At 61.7% G+C, this 15,524-nt stretch carries 11 protein-coding genes and 1 pseudogene; 6 read left to right on the forward strand and 6 right to left on the reverse strand.

Going from position 1 to position 15,524, the window contains the following annotated elements; all coding sequences use genetic code 11:
• Positions 1-68 precede the first annotated feature (68 nt).
• The 4 genes from H0S73_RS23585 to H0S73_RS23600 form a co-directional block, all read right to left on the reverse strand.
• Positions 69-1,190 carry an ABC transporter permease gene (locus H0S73_RS23585; protein ID WP_181054652.1) on the reverse strand — a complete coding sequence of 374 codons (1,122 nt, stop codon included), beginning with the start codon at positions 1,188-1,190 and terminating at the stop codon, positions 69-71.
• Between the two features lie 3 nt (positions 1,191-1,193).
• Positions 1,194-3,962, reverse strand: a complete 2,769-nt coding sequence (gene rbbA / locus H0S73_RS23590) for a ribosome-associated ATPase/putative transporter RbbA (protein ID WP_181054653.1) — start codon at positions 3,960-3,962, stop codon at positions 1,194-1,196.
• A complete protein-coding gene (locus H0S73_RS23595) occupies positions 3,959-5,026 on the reverse strand; it encodes an HlyD family secretion protein (protein WP_181054654.1) in 1,068 nt (355 codons plus the stop codon). Before H0S73_RS23595 ends, rbbA begins: the two co-directional genes overlap by 4 nt.
• A 1,203-nt stretch (positions 5,027-6,229) precedes the next feature.
• Positions 6,230-7,057, reverse strand: coding sequence for a universal stress protein (locus tag H0S73_RS23600; RefSeq protein WP_181054655.1), 828 nt, complete (start codon positions 7,055-7,057; stop codon positions 6,230-6,232).
• A 359-nt stretch (positions 7,058-7,416) separates the two neighbouring features.
• On the opposite strand from H0S73_RS23600, the gene H0S73_RS23605 reads away from it, so the two are divergent.
• Genes H0S73_RS23605 through H0S73_RS23620 form a run of 4 tightly spaced genes read left to right on the forward strand, consistent with a single transcriptional unit; the run spans position 7,417 to position 10,772 of the window.
• Positions 7,417-7,905 carry a CreA family protein gene (locus H0S73_RS23605; protein WP_246389408.1) on the forward strand — a complete coding sequence of 163 codons (489 nt, stop codon included), beginning with the start codon at positions 7,417-7,419 and terminating at the stop codon, positions 7,903-7,905.
• Positions 7,906-7,933: 28 nt separating this feature from the next.
• The gene (locus H0S73_RS23610; protein ID WP_181054656.1) at positions 7,934-8,134 is read left to right on the forward strand and encodes a hypothetical protein; all 201 of its coding nucleotides are present in this window, start codon (positions 7,934-7,936) and stop codon (positions 8,132-8,134) included.
• Positions 8,131-9,555: a bifunctional enoyl-CoA hydratase/phosphate acetyltransferase gene (locus tag H0S73_RS23615; RefSeq protein WP_181054657.1), complete on the forward strand. Its 1,425-nt coding sequence runs from the start codon at positions 8,131-8,133 to the stop codon at positions 9,553-9,555. Before H0S73_RS23610 ends, H0S73_RS23615 begins: the two co-directional genes overlap by 4 nt.
• On the forward strand, positions 9,552-10,772 hold the full coding sequence (locus tag H0S73_RS23620) for an acetate/propionate family kinase (RefSeq protein ID WP_181054658.1): 1,221 nt from the start codon (positions 9,552-9,554) through the stop codon (positions 10,770-10,772). Before H0S73_RS23615 ends, H0S73_RS23620 begins: the two co-directional genes overlap by 4 nt.
• A gap of 9 nt (positions 10,773-10,781) precedes the next feature.
• On the opposite strand, the gene H0S73_RS23625 is transcribed toward H0S73_RS23620, so the two are convergent.
• Positions 10,782-11,519: a TetR/AcrR family transcriptional regulator gene (locus H0S73_RS23625; protein ID WP_181054659.1), complete on the reverse strand. Its 738-nt coding sequence runs from the start codon at positions 11,517-11,519 to the stop codon at positions 10,782-10,784.
• Between the two features lie 203 nt (positions 11,520-11,722).
• On the opposite strand from H0S73_RS23625, the gene istA reads away from it, so the two are divergent.
• Both istA and istB read left to right on the forward strand, forming a co-directional pair.
• The gene (gene istA, locus H0S73_RS23630) at positions 11,723-13,234 is read left to right on the forward strand and encodes an IS21 family transposase (RefSeq protein WP_181054660.1); all 1,512 of its coding nucleotides are present in this window, start codon (positions 11,723-11,725) and stop codon (positions 13,232-13,234) included.
• Positions 13,231-14,040 (forward strand): IS21-like element helper ATPase IstB, encoded by an 810-nt coding sequence (gene istB, locus H0S73_RS23635; RefSeq protein ID WP_181054661.1) that lies wholly within the window; start codon positions 13,231-13,233, stop codon positions 14,038-14,040. The genes istA and istB overlap by 4 nt, the downstream gene beginning before the upstream one ends.
• Before the next feature lie 390 nt (positions 14,041-14,430).
• On the opposite strand, the pseudogene H0S73_RS23640 reads toward istB, so the two are convergent.
• Positions 14,431-15,338: pseudogene (locus H0S73_RS23640) on the reverse strand (IS3 family transposase); the annotation flags it as partial.
• Positions 15,339-15,524 lie beyond the last annotated feature (186 nt).

Genomic DNA, 15,524 nt, shown 5'->3' on the forward strand with positions numbered 1-15,524 from the left:
CACCACGACGTCTCACACCAAGATGTCAACGGACAGCTGGACTCGTCGCTGCCCTGTTGGCTCATGGGTTAGGTCATGTCGCTGATGCTCTTCCGGAACCTTGCCAATGAGAGGCTGAACAGGATCACCGCAATGACTGCGAGCGCCGCGAATTGTGGCCAGACCACGTCAAGTCCGGCGCCGCGATATAAGATCGCCTGTGCCAGCGTGACGAAGTGCGTCGTCGGGGCCGCAAGCATGAGGGTCTGAACAAGGTCCGGCATGCTCTCGCGAGGTGTCGTGCCGCCAGACAGCATCTGCAGCGGGACCATGACCAGGATGAGCAGCATCCCGAACTGCGGCATGGAACGGGCTATAGTGCCCAAGAAGATGCCCAGGGAGGTCGTTGCGAACAGGTTCAGAGCCGCACCGGCGAGGAACAGCGCCACAGAGCCCTCAATCGGAACCGCCAGGAGGCCTTGCACGACAAAAGTTAAAGAAAATGCGCAGGCCGTAAGGACCACCAGCGCCATGGACCAGACCTTGCCGGTCATGATCTCGAACGGCGTGACTGGCATGACCAGAAGATGCTCGATGGTGCCATGCTCGCGCTCCCGGATCAGAGCGGCGCCAGTCAGAATGATGGACAGCATCGTGACCTGATTGATGACCTGGATCACGGCGCCGAACCAGCCCTTGTTCAGTTCAGGATTGAACCGAGCCCGCAAGGCGAGATCCACCGGCAGGGTCTGGGCCGCGCGGTACCGTTGGACGAACCCGTTGACCTCGCCGCTGACGATCTGCTGAATGTAGCCGCTGCCTGTAAAGGCCTGGCTCATGCGTGTCGCGTCAACGTTGAGCTGAATGGTTGGTCGCCGGCCGGCGAGCACATCCTGCTGGAAGTTGGGCGGGATATCGAGCGCAAAGGTGTCGAGTCCTGCATCCATGCGGGCATCCATCTCGGCGGGCGTGATCAGAACTGGCGAGATGAAAGAAGGTGGATAAAAGGCGCCGATGATACGGGCCGACAGGGGAGAGCGATCTTCATCGACAATGGCAACCGGTGCCTTGTTGAGGGTCTCCGGCATCGCCGTCGCGGCCGTATAGATCGCGAGGGTGAAGGAGTAGACAATAAGGATGAGCAGCATCGGATCTCGGGCGAGGCTGCGCAATTCCTTCATGCCTAGGTTCAGTATGTGGGACACGCGCATCGATCAGATCTCCTGCTTCTTCAGGAGCATCGCACTCAGGCCGATCAGAGTCGGCATCGCGATCAGCAGTGGGATAAACGAGGATTGGAGGTCGCCAAAGTCCAAGGCTTTCGAGAAGACGCCCCGGGAGATGGTCAGAAAGTAGGTGGCCGGATAGATGTTTCCGATAAACGCTCCCGCTCCTTCCAGCGACGAGACCGGATCGATCATGCCGGAATACTGCGCCGCCGGAATAACGGTCGCAATCGCCGTACCGAAGATGGCCGCGATCTGGCTGCGCATGAAGGATGACATCAGGAGACCCATGGCGGTCGCCGAGAAGGTGTAAAGCACTGCGCCAGTGGCAAGCGTGTGAAAGCTGCCGGTGAGCGGTACGCCGAACACCGTGACTGCGAGAAGGGTCATCAGCACGAAGTTGAGGAGGGCAAGCCCGATGTAGGGCAGTTGCTTGCCGAGCAGGAACTCCAGCTTGGTGACCGGCGTGACGTAGAGGTTGACAATCGAGCCGAGTTCCTTCTCCCGCACGACGCTGAGAGCCGCCAGCATGGCCGGGATCAGCAACAGTAGGAGCGGGATGACGGCCGGCACCATGGCCTGCAGGCTCTCAACATCCGGATTATAGCGGAAGCGGGTCTCGATGGTGGCGAGACTTGGTGCCTCTCTTTCGGAGGCCAGCCACTGTGCGTGCATGCCTTGAACATAGCCGCTGACGGTTTCGGCCCGCGTCGGCATGGAGCCGTCGATCCAGGCGCCGATCTGAACCGGCCGTCCTCGTGCGACATCGCGTCCGAAGCCAGGCGGGATCTCGAGCGCCAAGGTGATCTCACCCGCACGCATGCGCCGGTCGAGATCCTCGTAGTCGATGATCGACTCCTGTTCAACAAAGAAGCGGGAGCCTGCCAAATTTAGCGCGTAGTCCCGGCTCACTGAGGTCTGATCCCGATCCAGAACCGCGAACGTCAGGTTCTCCACATCCATGCTGATGCCGTAGCCCATGATGAACATCAGCAGAATACTGCCGACGAGGGCCAGGGTGGCACGGATCGGATCGCGCCGCAGCTCGAGTGCCTCTAGGACAGTATAACTAAACATCCGCCGTGGGTTGAAGAAGCGGCCCTTCGCGCGTTCTCTGGACTGACCAACCGGGATCTTGTCTGGATCCCCTGCGGATCGGACCGGGTGCGGCTTCTCCTGCCCTGACGCAGAAACGCTCGTCTGGCCCTCGGCAACAGCGTCCTCCAGATAGCCGATGAAAGCCTCCTCCAGCGTGTCAACGCCTCGCCTTTGGATGAGCCGCGCGGGCGTGTCGCTGACCAGCATCCGACCGGCGTGCATCAGTGAGATCCGATCACACCGCTCGGCCTCATTCATGAAGTGGGTCGAGATGAAGATCGTGACCCTATCCTGACGGGCCAGATTGACCATGATCTGCCAGAAAGCATCACGCGCGATCGGATCGACACCGGAGGTCGGCTCGTCGAGGATCAGCATCGCCGGCTCGTGGATCATCGCCACCGCCAGGGACAGCCTCTGGCGTTGACCGAGCGGCAGCCGGTCCGGTAGCACATCGATGACGTCATCCAAGCCGAACCGGCTAACCATCGCCTCGATCCGGCTCGCGATGAGATCCTCGGGCACATCGAACAGCCGGGCGTGCATTTCCAGATTCTGGCGGACGGTCAGCTCCGTGTAGAGCGAGAACGCCTGCGACATGTAGCCGACGTGCCGTCGGGCCTCGATGTTCCTAGCATCGACCGGCTTCCCGAACAGCCAGGCCTCGCCTTCGCTTGGCTGGAGAAGACCGGTCAGCATCTTCATCGTGGTCGTCTTGCCGCACCCATTCGAACCGAGAAAGCCGAAGATTTCGCCGCGCGGGATTTCGAAGCTGACATGGTCGACCGCCACGAAGTCGCCGAACCGCATGGTCAGGCCCTTGGCTTTGATCGCGATCTCGTCCTCCTCCGGTCGCGGTACGATCTCGACGGCTTTGTGCCCGCGGCGCTTCTCTTCTGGCATGAGGGCGATGAAGGCTTCTTCGAGCGTCGTGGTCGCAGTGCGTTCCAGCAAATCCCCTGGAGTGCCAGTGGCCAGCGCGCGCCCCTCGTCCATGGCCACGAGCCAATCGAAACCCGCCGCCTCCTCCATATAGGCGGTGGCTACGACCACGCTCATGCCTGGGCGGCCCGCCCGGATACGGTCGATCAATTCCCAGAACTGCCGCCGGGACAGCGGATCCACCCCCGTGGTCGGCTCGTCGAGGATCAGCAGGTCCGGATCATGAATGAGGGCACAGCAGAGGCCTAGTTTCTGTTTCATGCCTCCGGAGAGTTTACCGGCAGGCCGGTCGACGAACGGCGCCAGGCCGGTGCTCTCTGTCAGATCGGCAATGCGCCGCTCACGCTCGGCCCGGTCCTGTCCGAACAGCCGCCCGAAGAACTCGAGGTTCTCGAAGACCGAGAGCGTCGGATAGAGGTTTTTGCCGAGGCCCTGCGGCATGTAGGCGATGCGGGGGCAGACATCCTGGCGGTGGATCGCCTTGGCCATGTCGCCGCCCAGCACCTCGACACGGCCTGTCTGCAGCGCCCGGGCGCCCGCCACAAGGGACAGGAGGCTGGACTTGCCAACCCCATCGGGACCGATCAGCCCCACCATGCAGCCGGCCGGGATATCGAAGGTCACGGCATCGAGGGCTCGTGTCTTGTCATAGACGAGCGAAAGGTCCCTCAGGCGAGCCACGGGAGCCGCTGCGGCGTTTCCCACCGGAGCCGTCATGGCACCAGGTTCTGCAGGTTGGCGGGCCACTCGGCATCCGGGCTGATCTTGACGTAGGCCACCCCCGGCAACCCGGTCTTCACGTCGCGGATATACTTTTTCAGCAGGTCGGGCGGGATCTGCGCCTTGATCCGGAACATCAGCTTCTGGCGTTCACTCGCAGTCTCGACCGTCTTGGGCGTGAACTGGGCAACATCGGCCACAAACGTCGCCTTGGCTGGAATGACGTATTGCGGCACGGCGTCAAGAACGAGCCGCACCTCGGTCCCGATTCTCACGCGGCCTGCGGCTTCCGTCGGCAGAAAGAAGGTCATGTAGACGTCGCTGAGATCGACCATGTTCAGGACCCGGCCACCAGCGCCCAGCACCTCTCCCGGCTGTGCCACCCGGAACTGGACGCGCCCATCTCGCAGCGAGCGGAGGGTGCTGTCCCTGATGCTGGCCTGAATGCTCTCGATCATGGCTTCCGCGGCAGCGACTGCCGCTTGGGCGTTGACAACCTGGGCCTGCGCTGTGGCAATGGCCGCATCAGCGGCGGCGACCTGGGCTTTTGCCGCGCTCACGGCCGCGTTTGCGCTCTCGAAACGGGAGCGGTCAGTGTCGAGAACCTGCTGCGATGTCGTCCCACGCGATGCGAGTTCCTCTGATCGGGCGAACTGCTTCTGGGCAGCATCCCTCTCTGCCTCGCGCTGGGCGACCAGCGAGCCCGACGCCTGCCTTTCAGCCTGGCGCTGGATCACCTGGTGCCGGGCGGTTTCGATGCTGATCACGGCCTGCTGCTTCTGGGCTTCAGCCTGCTTGATCTGGGCCTGAAGCACATCGGTGTCCATCTGGGCGAGCACCTGGCCTGCGGTGACGAAATCACCTTCGTTGACCAGGACGTCTTCGATGCGACCGGCTGTCTTGGTGGCGATGTCAATCTCGACCGCCTCGATCCGGCCATTGCCATTCGCCAGTCCCTCAGGCAATGCCACTGGTTGGAGGAACTTCCAGGCCCAGTACAGGAGGCCTGCTGCCACTAGAAGGGTGGCGCTGCGGAATAGCCATTTTCTTGATTTCGTCATCGTTTGTCACGCCCAGCATTCTGCCGAAGGCGTTCCTCCCTCGGCAGCTACGATTTGAAGCAATGTTCAGGCCATCGTGATGCGACGGATTATGGGTACAAAGTTTCACGCTTCTGACGGAAGGCGGTATGGAGACCTTGTTCAGAAATGTCGCTGGGCATCAGAAGAACCAACATGGACCCGACCTGGATATTTAGAGGGAAAGATGTCCTCTGCACCTATTATTGTCAACCGTCGTTGACATAGATCAAGGTTTAGGCAACAAGTCGCTGCGGCCGGACCAGCCTTAGAGGGGGAAGTGGTGCAGCTTAGCATCGATCCGCTTGGCCGGCGCAAGACAGGAAACTACTGCCCCGCCCTGTTCATTGAACGCGGTCACAATGGAATACTTAAAAAGGCGCACCGGATCATGCTGTAGCAGAAGTCCCTCTCCGCAGTCGGACTTTGCGCCTGATATTTACGACGCGAGTTGGCTAAAGATTTCAATTTAGCCCGCTTCCGTCGAAAGGTTAGGAATTTGGCATAGTCGGTTCAATGTCAAAGCCGCCATTGGATCAGTCTTCTGAAGCAGGTAGTCTGCCGTGATGGGTCGCGATCATCTAAATCAATTCACACTTCAGAATCATGGAGCCCGCAACTATTGGGTGGGATGTCGCGGTGAGGCAGGCGGGTCGAAAGCGAACGCAGGACCGAGCGGCCATGCGGTCCCTGCCAGGTTTTTACGGGATTGAGGTTCTCTCGGCCTGGTATCCGAAGCAGATCACTTATCTGAATCTTGACTGATTCTGGGCCGCACAGAGTATCGCGCTCAAACCCTGTTGTTTTTAGAGCGATAGGAACTGTCTTAATGATGTCGGAGACGACGTCGTTTGAATAGCGGATGAGTGCAGGACGATTTGGCCTCAACGGGCTTCTCTGTACAAAACAGGGCATTAGCTAATTGGCTTGGCTCCAGCCGGGGATCACGTTGGGCGCTTCCATGGATGCTTCTATGGACGTCAAGTCTCGGTTTCAATCAGGCGAGGGTTTAGCTCTCCACTCTTCTAATGTGCACCCGCGTAGCACCTAACACGTAATCGGCTCAGACAGCTCACCCTTCTGAAGTCTGACCAAGCTGCTGTGCCTTCACATCTTTTGAGATCTTTACTCAGGTCATGCTTGTACGCCTATACAGGGCCACACCACTGTGCCAGTCTACATAGTTCACTGTGACAGAAGAATTGGGATGGACGCTTCTGCCAGAAGGTGCTGCGTTACGCCGCCGAGGATCATCTCGCGCCAGCGTGGATAGCCGAAGGCGCCGGCTACGATAAGGTCCGCGTTCAACTCAATCGCACGCACGGCGATCCGCTGCCCAATGCTCTCTTTCCCTGCCCCTTCAACATGCACGTTCGAACGGATGTCGTGGCGCGCAAGGTGGGCAGCGATATCTGCCCCAGGTTCTTCGCCATGCCCACCCGGCCCCTCATGCGCCTCTCCCGGGTTGATCAGCAGGACATCGACAGCATTTGCAGCCTTCAGAAGCGGAAGAGCATCGTTCACGGCTCGCGTGGCTTCCCGGCTTGCATTCCAAGCGACGAGAATATGCTTCCCAGTCATTGCGAAGGAGCCCTCGCGTGGAACGGCAATAACCGGCCGACCGGCTGCCAGGACGACGTGTTCCGGCCAGAGAGGAAACGACGATGGCGCCGGCGGCAATGGATTGCCTCGGGCAATCACAACGAGATCGGAATAGCGAGCGTGCACAATGGCTTCCTCGTTGGGAAGGCCATGGACAAGGCGCCACTCGGTTCGCAGGTCGTGGGCCCGGGCCACGCCCTCGAAAAGGGCACGATACTGAGTTGCTCTGGCCTGCGCTCGCTGGGCAGCCTCCTGAACGACCTCATCGAAGGGCAAGGCCAACATGGGCGGAATGACATAAAGACAGACGAGTTTGGCACTGAATCTTGCAGCGAGACCGGCTGCAACAGAGAGGACATGTCTGGAAATTCCGGGATCGTCGACTGCGACGAGAACCTGCTTTATTGTCATCGTTCACCTCAACGGCGTCGCTGGCCGGCGAAGCGTCCGAGCCATCGCGCAAGGCATATCGGGCGGGCTGCCACGCATTTAAGACGTGTGGCAGCGCCAAGCCGGCCTGTTGCGCGACTAGGAAATCCCGTATATCCGCTAAAGTCAACAGCTGTTGATATGGATCAAGGTTATCGCATTAAGTCTGCCGTCTTTGGTCAGGGTCGCATCTTGAGGCTTGCAACCGTGCTGCCGCTGGAGAAGTGGCTCCGAGATTTTAGGGAGCTCTGAGGCAATGCAGCGTTAGTCGGAGCAGGGGGCGGGGTGTTAAAGGGCCTTTTGCCTTACGTAGGAACATGAGCATGATGAGATTTAAGAGGATGCACCAGGTTTTAGCCGCAAAAGCTCTTGCTGTAGCTGGCGCCATCAGTCTCCCGGCCCATGCCGAAGTCGTTGGGAAGGTCAGGACGGACTGGGTCGGCAACGACATCGTCGTGGAAGCGATTCAGGATCCCAAGGTCCAGGGTGTGACCTGCCACCTGACCTACTTCGAGCGCAGCCTCATCGACCGACTGCAGCAGGGAAACTGGTTCGAGGATCCCTCGAACTCGGCCATTTCCTGTCAGACCACCGGACCGGTCACCGTAGGCGACATCGACCTCGACCGCAGCGGCGAGGAGGTGTTCAACGAGGGACGGAGCCTCATCTTCAAGAAGTTGGTCGTCAACCGCATCTATGACCGCCAGAACAATACCCTGATCTATCTCGCCCATACCCGGCAAGTGCAGCAAGGCAGCGCCAAAATGGCGATCTCGACCGTGCCACTCTATAGTGTGCAGGCAACTTGGATCAAGGGACGCCCACAGTAGCGAACCTTTGGAAGATTGGGAGGATCAAATGCTCAGCTGGGTTGTTCGAGGATTGTTGATCGTGGCCGGCGTGGTCACGGGCTGGTTCGTAGCCAAGGACGCACCAAACTTTGGCGTCATCCAGATGATGGTGGCGCTTCTGCTGCTCACCCTGATTGTCGCGGTGATTGCCTTCTGGCCCGACCGTTGGAAGTTCAAGCCTCATCATTCCAGCAAGCCGTGCTCATGACTGTCTCACCTCCTGCCGGCGAACCTGTCGACACGCTGAGCAACAGGACGTTCGATGAAATTGCGATCGGCGATACCACCGCTGTCGAGCGCACCCTGACCGCCGAAGACATTCGGGCTTTTTCCCTGCTTTCCGGCGCCTCCGACCCGTTCCGGCAGGACGCGACTAAAGCGACCGCCGCGTTCCTCCAGGGCATGGTTGCCCACGGCATGTGGGCCGGCGCCCTCCTGTCTGCCGTCGTGGGAACGCGCCTGCCAGGACCGGGAACGACCTACCTTGGAGAGACGCTTCGGTTTCTCTCACCAGTCCAAGCCGGCGACACGCTGACCCTCAAAGTCGAGGTGGCGGCACGTGATCCGATCACACGGCAAATTCAACTACGCTGTGACTGCACGAATCAGAATGGCGATCGCGTGATCGAAGGCTCGGTCGATGTCATCGCCCCGGCGGAGAAGGTAATCTGGACCCGCACGGCTCTACCCGAGGTGAGGCTCACCATTCAGAGTTCGGGCATGAAACAACTTCTGGATCACGCCCGTCCCCTGGGGGCCGTTAAGGTTGCGGTGGTTCATCCCTGCGATGAAGTCAGCCTCTCCTCAGCCGTCGAGGCCCGCACCGCCGGTCTGATCGATCCAGTCCTCGTGGCTCCGCGGGCTCGCCTTGAGAGCATTGCCAGAACCGCAGGACTAGATATCTCCGGCATGATGATCGAGGATGTGCCGCATAGTCATGGGGCGGCGCAGCGGGCGGGTCAGTTGGCCTCCTCCGGCGCCGTCGAGGCCCTCATGAAGGGGAGCCTTCACACCGACGAGCTGATGGCAGCCGTAGTAGCGTCAGGCAGCGGCCTGCGAACTAAGCGGCGCGTGACCCATTGCTTCGTCATCCAGACGCCAGCCTATCCGCGCCCATTCATTGTCACCGATGCCGCCGTCAACATCGCGCCATCGCTGCCTGAAAAGGTTGATATTGTCCAGAACGCCATCGATTTGGCGCAGGTTCTCGGCGTGAAGCAGCCGCGCGTTGCTATCCTGGCCGCTGTGGAGACTGTCTCCCCACGCATGCAGGCGACGCTCGATGCCGCGGCCTTGTGCAAGATGGCGGATCGCGGTCAGATCACGGGGGGCGTAGTGGACGGCCCGCTGGCTTTCGACATTGCAGTTTCCGCCGCTGCCGCAAAGATCAAGGGCATCGTCTCGCCTGTAGCCGGCCAAGCCGACATCCTGGTCGTGCCCGATCTCGAAAGCGGCAACATGCTCGCCAAACAGCTCGAATATATAGGAAATGCCGACTCGGCCGGCATCGCTCTCGGCGCCAAGGTGCCGATCATACTACCCAGCAGGGCCGATGCCCGCGCCACCCGCCTCGCCTCCTGCGCCATCGCGGTACTGCTGGCCCATCATTATCGAGCGAGCCCTCCATGAGCGACCTGATCCTCGTCCTCAACTGCGGCTCGTCGAGCATCAAGTTCGCGCTGTTCGACGGCGGCCGGGTCCGATTCAATCGCATGCCACTATGGAATGGCAAGGTGAACGGCATCACCGGCCCGTGCCCAACCTTTGACGAGACTGGAATTGCCCCCTCCCCGATCGCGCTCGATCCGTCCGCACCCTACCATGAGGCCCTGACCCACATCGCCAAGCGAGTCCAAGCCCGTCGCGGCGATCACAGGATCCGGGCCATCGCGCACCGTGTCGTCCATGGCGGAAGCCGCTACTTCCAGCCGACGCTCGTGAATGCCGAGGTTTTGGCGGACCTGCGCAGCTTCATTCCCCTGGCCCCACTGCATCAGCCGTTCGCCCTGGAAGCCATCGAGCGGCTCTTAGAGGAACGGCCCGAGCTTCCGCAGGTCGCCTGTTTTGATACGGGCTTCCACCACACGCTACCCCGAGTCGAACAGATGCTGCCGATCTCCTGGGAGGCTTGGGAACGCGGGATCCGCCGCTACGGCTTCCACGGCCTGTCCTACGAGTACCAGTCGATAGCCTTGGCCGATCGCTACGGTGACCGCGCCAGGGGGCGGACCATTGTCGCTCATCTCGGAAGCGGCGCGAGCCTCTGCGGCATGCGTGACCTCAGGAGCGTGGCGACCACAATGGGCTTTTCCGCCCTCGATGGCCTTATGATGGGCACCCGCACGGGCGCCCTCGATCCCGGCGCCTTGCTGTACCTAATGGAAATTGAGAAGATCCCGCTTCACGACGTCGGGCAACTCCTCTACCACAAGTCCGGCCTGCTCGGACTGTCCGGGATTTCCTCTGACCCTCGTGTCCTGCTCGACCGGGAGGCTACGGAGCCCCGCGCCCGCGACGCCCTCGCCCTCTATGTCCGCCGCATTGTGCGGGAACTCGGCGCGATGACCGCAGCCCTCGGCGGGCTCGACCTGCTTGCCTTCACGGCGGGCGTTGGCGAGCACAATACGATTTTACGCGAGCGCATCTGCCAGGATCTGAGCTTTATGGGGATCGAGCTTGATCCCGAAGCTAACAGCTCTCATGGTGCGGTGATCTCTACCCAGCAGAGTTCGATCTTGATCGCGGTCGAGCCGACAAACGAGGAATGGATCGCAGCCCTGCGGGCCAATGATCTGATTGGGAATCCAGATGTCGCGGGGATCGGTAACCCTTCGCAGGATGCCTGATCCTGCCAGTCATTGCCGGGTCCTACTCCTCGCCCGGGATTTTCCTTGTCCTTTACCGGATTGCTCGCTTGAACTGCCCTTCTTCGGCTCCTTTCTACCGCTCACTCTGGGGAGCGGACCGGCTCGTGGACCCGAATGGCGAACCGGTCGTACCAAGTCGACGGCTCTTGCCGGGTCCATCTCTCCAAGGCAGCTGTCCATGATCCGGGCAATCAACGAAGACAGGGCCTCCTGCTGCCCATCCTGGAGTACCTCGATCTGCAGGATGTGCCGCATCATGCCGATGCCGAGCATGCACCCGGCTGCCAGAGCCGCCCGTTGGTCTGCAGGATCACTGAGGAGGGCCGACATCGGGTTAAGAAAATTGTCCTGCAGGTGCCGGCGTAGGATCGATCCGGCCTGAGGGTGAGCGACCGAGCGGATAAGCATCTGTAGAGGATCTGCTTGCGCTACTCTCTTCTCCGTGGGCTCCTTAAGAAGTTTATCCGCCAGATATTCTCCCAGCGGTCGGTCTCCGGCAGTCAATAGGGTCTGCCCTTGAAATGCCTGCTTGAGTGTCGCCGCGAAGAGCTGCTCTTTTGAACCAAATGCCCGGTGCACCAGCGCGACATCTACGCCAACGTCGGCAGCAATATCGCGTAGGCCGACCTGCTCATAAGAATGCATCGAGAACCGGATGGCGGCGGCAGTGAGGATCCGCTCCTGGGTCGACCCGGCCTGTTGGTGAGTTTTTTTCGATGACGGCATTCGATGCCGCGCGGCGATCAGGCTGGAAGTTGAGCGGCAATCATCTTGAGAGGTGACGCCGCTGCCGCTCCGCAGGGAGGGCCGAGGCCCGACCGGAGGGGCGGCAGCGGCGACGGCACGATCCGTCAGGACCGCGCCGTCTGGCTGTCGTGGCCGACCGGATAAGGATTGGAGTTCTTCACGTCCAATGAGGAACCCAGCCTTTGCCCGGCCGCCACATCACCGACTGCCAGATGAGACTCTACATGAAGCTTCGTCACACCGACACCACTCCGCTCGCCGCCGCCAAGGCCGGCTTCAGCCCCTCCACCGGCTATCGCATCGACAAGGACCCGCGTCTGCCCTCGCAGAAGAAGGCCCCACGCGGGCGCCGGCGCCCCGATCCGCTTCAGGCCGTCTGGGACAGCGAGATCGTCCCGCTGCTGCAAGCCGCCCCGAGCCTGCGCCCCGTGGCTCTCTTCGAGGAGATCATCCGCCGTCATCCCGAGCTCGGCACCGGCATCCGCCGCACCCTCGAGCGCCGCGTCCGCGCCTGGCGCGCCCTGCACGGCCCCGAGCAGGAGGTCATCTTCCGCCAGGTGCACGAGCCCGGACGCATGGGGCTGTCCGACTTCACCGACATGGCTGATCTGGCCATCACCATCGCCGGCCAGCCGCTCGATCACCGGCTCTATCACTTCCGGCTCGCCTATTCCGGCTTCGAGCATGCCCATGTGGTGCTCGGCGGCGAGAGCTATGTCGCTCTCGCCGAGGGGCTGCAGAACGCCCTCTGGGCCTTGGGTGGTGCTCCGCGCGAACACCGCAGCGACAGCCTCTCGGCTGCCTTCCGCAACCTCGATCGCGACGCCCGCGAGGACCTGACCCGGCGCTATGATGCCCTGTGCACCCATTACGGCATGGAGCCGAGCCGCAACAATACGGGCGTTGCCCACGAGAATGGCGCCATCGAGAGCGTGCATGGACACCTCAAAAAGGTGATCGAGGATGCCCTGCTGCTGCGCGGCGCGCGCGACTTCGCCGATCTTGGGGCCTACCGCCGCTTCATCGACGAGGTGGTCGGGCGCCGCAATGCCCGTAATACCCCGCGCATTGAGGTGGAACGCGCGGTCCTCCAGGAGCTGCCGGACCGGCGCACCGCCGATTACGAGGATGCCATCGTCACCGTGACCTCGACCAGCGGCTTCGTCCTGCGCAAGGTGTTCTACAGCGTGCCCTCGCGCCTGATCGGCCACCGACTGCGCGTGCGGCTCTTTGATGATCGCCTCGAGGTCTATCTCGGCGGCACGCATCAGTTCACGCTGCCGCGCGGGCGGGCTCATCCCGACGGCAAACACGGGCATGTAGTCGATTACCGGCACGTGATCCACTCGCTCAGACGCAAGCCCATGGCCCTGATGGGGCTGGTCTACCGCGACCAGCTGTTTCCCCGGCAAGCCTATACCCGCGCGTTTGAGGCGATGATGGGCCAGCTTCCCGTCCGGACCGCCTGCCGCACCATGGTCGACCTGCTCGCCTTGGCGCACGAGCGCGCCTGCGAGGCCGAACTCGCCGAGCGCCTCGACGAAGATCTGAAGGCCAGCCGGCTGCCGGATCTCAAGAGCTTGCGCGCCCTCTTCAGTCCGGATGCCGGTGCCGTGCCCGACATTGTGGTCTCTCATGTGCCGCTCAGCGCCTACGAGGAACTCGCCCGCGTGCATCAGGGAGAGGTCGCATGACGAGCCCTGATGCCATTGATACCGGTCGCCTGACCCTGGCGCTCAACGACCTGCGGCTTCCCGCCATCAAGACGATCTGGCCGGACTTCGCCGCCCGTGCCGACAAGGAAGGCTGGCCGGCGGCCCGCTTCCTGGCGGCTCTGGCCGAACACGAGATGGCCGAGCGCGCCAGCCGGCGCATCCAGCGCCATCTCGACGAGGCCCGTCTTCCGCCCGGCAAGACCCTCGACAGCTTCGACTTCTCCGCAGTGCCGATGATCAGCAAGGCGCAGGTGATGGCGCTGGCGGCCGGTGACAGCTGGCTCGAGAAGGGCGCCAATTTACTGATGTTCGGCCCGCCGGGCGGGGGCAAGTCGCATCTGGCGGCCGCTCTGGGCCTGGCCCTGGTGGAGAATGGCTGGCGGGTGCTGTTCACCCGCACCACCGATCTGGTGCAGAAACTGCAGACGGCTCGGCGGGATCTGCAGCTCGAGGCGGCGATTGCCAAACTCGACAAGTATCATCTGCTGATCCTCGATGACCTGGCCTATGTCAGCAAGGATCAGGCGGAAACCAGCGTCATCTTTGAACTGATCGGCGCCCGGTACGAGCGTCGCTCGCTCTTGATAACGGCCAATCAGCCCTTTGGAGCCTGGAACTCGGTCTTTCCGGATCAAGCGATGACGCTCGCCGCGGTGGATCGCCTGGTGCACCACGCGACGATCTTCGAGATGAATGTCGAGAGCTATCGCCGCAGAGCCGCCATTGAGCGCAAGCGTGGACCAGGTCGTCCGCCGACGCGCGCGACAATCAAAACCTCATCCTGATTGACGCTCACAGCGACAATCAAGAAAGCGCTTGCATCTCTGTCGCGGCGCGACAATCATCGTTATGCCGCGACAGCAAATCACCATTCTGATCGCCGCGCTCCTCTGATCCAGATCGTCGCGCAATAATTCGAAGCGGTTCCTGGGTGAGCAGCCACTTTCATGTGCAGGATCGCACCGAAAGGCTCAACATCCCTTCAGAGCGTCAACGCTCGACATAGCTCAAAGGAGCCTGGGTCACCAGAGGGACCTCAGTCTCCCGCCTCCACCGTCCGGTAGTGCCACCCTAGTTCCGTGTCTCGGGCATGCCTTCCGCATGTTGCATGATGTAATACTCGTCCAGTGAATTGCTGACACAGATTGTTGTTGCCCCCGAAAGATCGGACAGGATCATCCCGGTTGACGTGAGGCAATGAACTCACGCGGTGAACGATAGCCGAGCGCCTTGTGGGGGTGAAGGCAATTGTAGTGCTCGAACCATAACGGCAGGCTCTCCATCACCGTCCGAGCATCCGGGATCGGGCTCACTCGGATGTAATCGCGCTTGATTGTGGGCACGAAAGCTTCCGCCATGCCATTGCTCTGCGGGCTCTGTACGGGTGTGGTTCGGGGCTCGAGCCCCATCTCCCGCGCCAGGCTCTTCGTCTCATGCGCGATGTAGCCCGAGCCGTTGTCCGAGAGCCATTCGATGGTCTCTGGCAGCCGGTTCACCGGCCCGAAGCGGTACTCGACTGCGGTGACCATCAGGTCCTGCACGTCCTCACCCTTGATCCCTTCCGTGGTAGCGACATGCCCCAGCACCTCGCGGTCACAGCAGTCGAGCGCAAAGGCGACCCGCACCTTCTCGCCATTGTCGCAACCGATCTCGAACCCGTCCGAGCACCAGCGCAGATTGGAGCGCTCCACGGCCACACGCCCGTCGTGCCGGCGCGCCTCGGCGCCGCCCGCATGCCGCTGCAGCAGGAGACCGTGAGCCTTCATGACCCGGTAGACCCGCTTGTGATTGGGAGGTGCCCGGCCCTGCTCACGGGCCTGACGCACCAGAAGGGCGTGAACCCGCCGGTAGCCGTAGGTCGGCAGGCTGCCGATGATCGCCTTGATCGCCTCCACCAGGTCCTTGTCCGGCCGAGGAGGACGGCCCCGGCGCTTGGCTGGTCGCCCGGCAACCTGCTCGGCGATGTTGGAGCGGGCGACCTCAAGGGTGGAGCAGACGGCGCTCATCGCGAACCGCCCTTGGGCCACGACAGCGAGCGCAACAGCTGCTTTTTTGGCCCGGTGGCGACCTCCAGTGCAGATTCCGATTTTATTCGGCCAGGGATTCCGAGATGAAGCCGGCCGCGATTCCGATCAATCTCCGGCCAGCGTTCCGAGATCAATCCGGCCACCATTCCGATTATTGTCCGGCCAGGGGCTGAGACAGCATCGAGGAGTGTTCCCAGGGTCCGCCGATCAGGCATGAAGGCTCCTTTGTTGCGAACAAGGAG

The sequence above is a fragment of the Microvirga mediterraneensis genome (genome assembly GCF_013520865.1).
In the GTDB taxonomy this organism is placed as follows: domain Bacteria; phylum Pseudomonadota; class Alphaproteobacteria; order Rhizobiales; family Beijerinckiaceae; genus Microvirga; species Microvirga mediterraneensis.

Coding starts and splice junctions, on each gene's coding strand:
- H0S73_RS23585 (WP_181054652.1), bottom strand. CDS start 1,190: ATGCGCGTGTCCCACATACTGAACCTAGGCATGAAGGAATTGCGCAGC.
- rbbA (WP_181054653.1), bottom strand. CDS start 3,962: ATGACGGCTCCGGTGGGAAACGCCGCAGCGGCTCCCGTGGCTCGCCTG.
- H0S73_RS23595 (WP_181054654.1), bottom strand. CDS start 5,026: ATGACGAAATCAAGAAAATGGCTATTCCGCAGCGCCACCCTTCTAGTG.
- H0S73_RS23600 (WP_181054655.1), bottom strand. CDS start 7,057: ATGACAATAAAGCAGGTTCTCGTCGCAGTCGACGATCCCGGAATTTCC.
- H0S73_RS23605 (WP_246389408.1), top strand. CDS start 7,417: ATGCACCAGGTTTTAGCCGCAAAAGCTCTTGCTGTAGCTGGCGCCATC.
- H0S73_RS23610 (WP_181054656.1), top strand. CDS start 7,934: ATGCTCAGCTGGGTTGTTCGAGGATTGTTGATCGTGGCCGGCGTGGTC.
- H0S73_RS23615 (WP_181054657.1), top strand. CDS start 8,131: ATGACTGTCTCACCTCCTGCCGGCGAACCTGTCGACACGCTGAGCAAC.
- H0S73_RS23620 (WP_181054658.1), top strand. CDS start 9,552: ATGAGCGACCTGATCCTCGTCCTCAACTGCGGCTCGTCGAGCATCAAG.
- H0S73_RS23625 (WP_181054659.1), bottom strand. CDS start 11,519: ATGCCGTCATCGAAAAAAACTCACCAACAGGCCGGGTCGACCCAGGAG.
- istB (WP_181054661.1), top strand. CDS start 13,231: ATGACGAGCCCTGATGCCATTGATACCGGTCGCCTGACCCTGGCGCTC.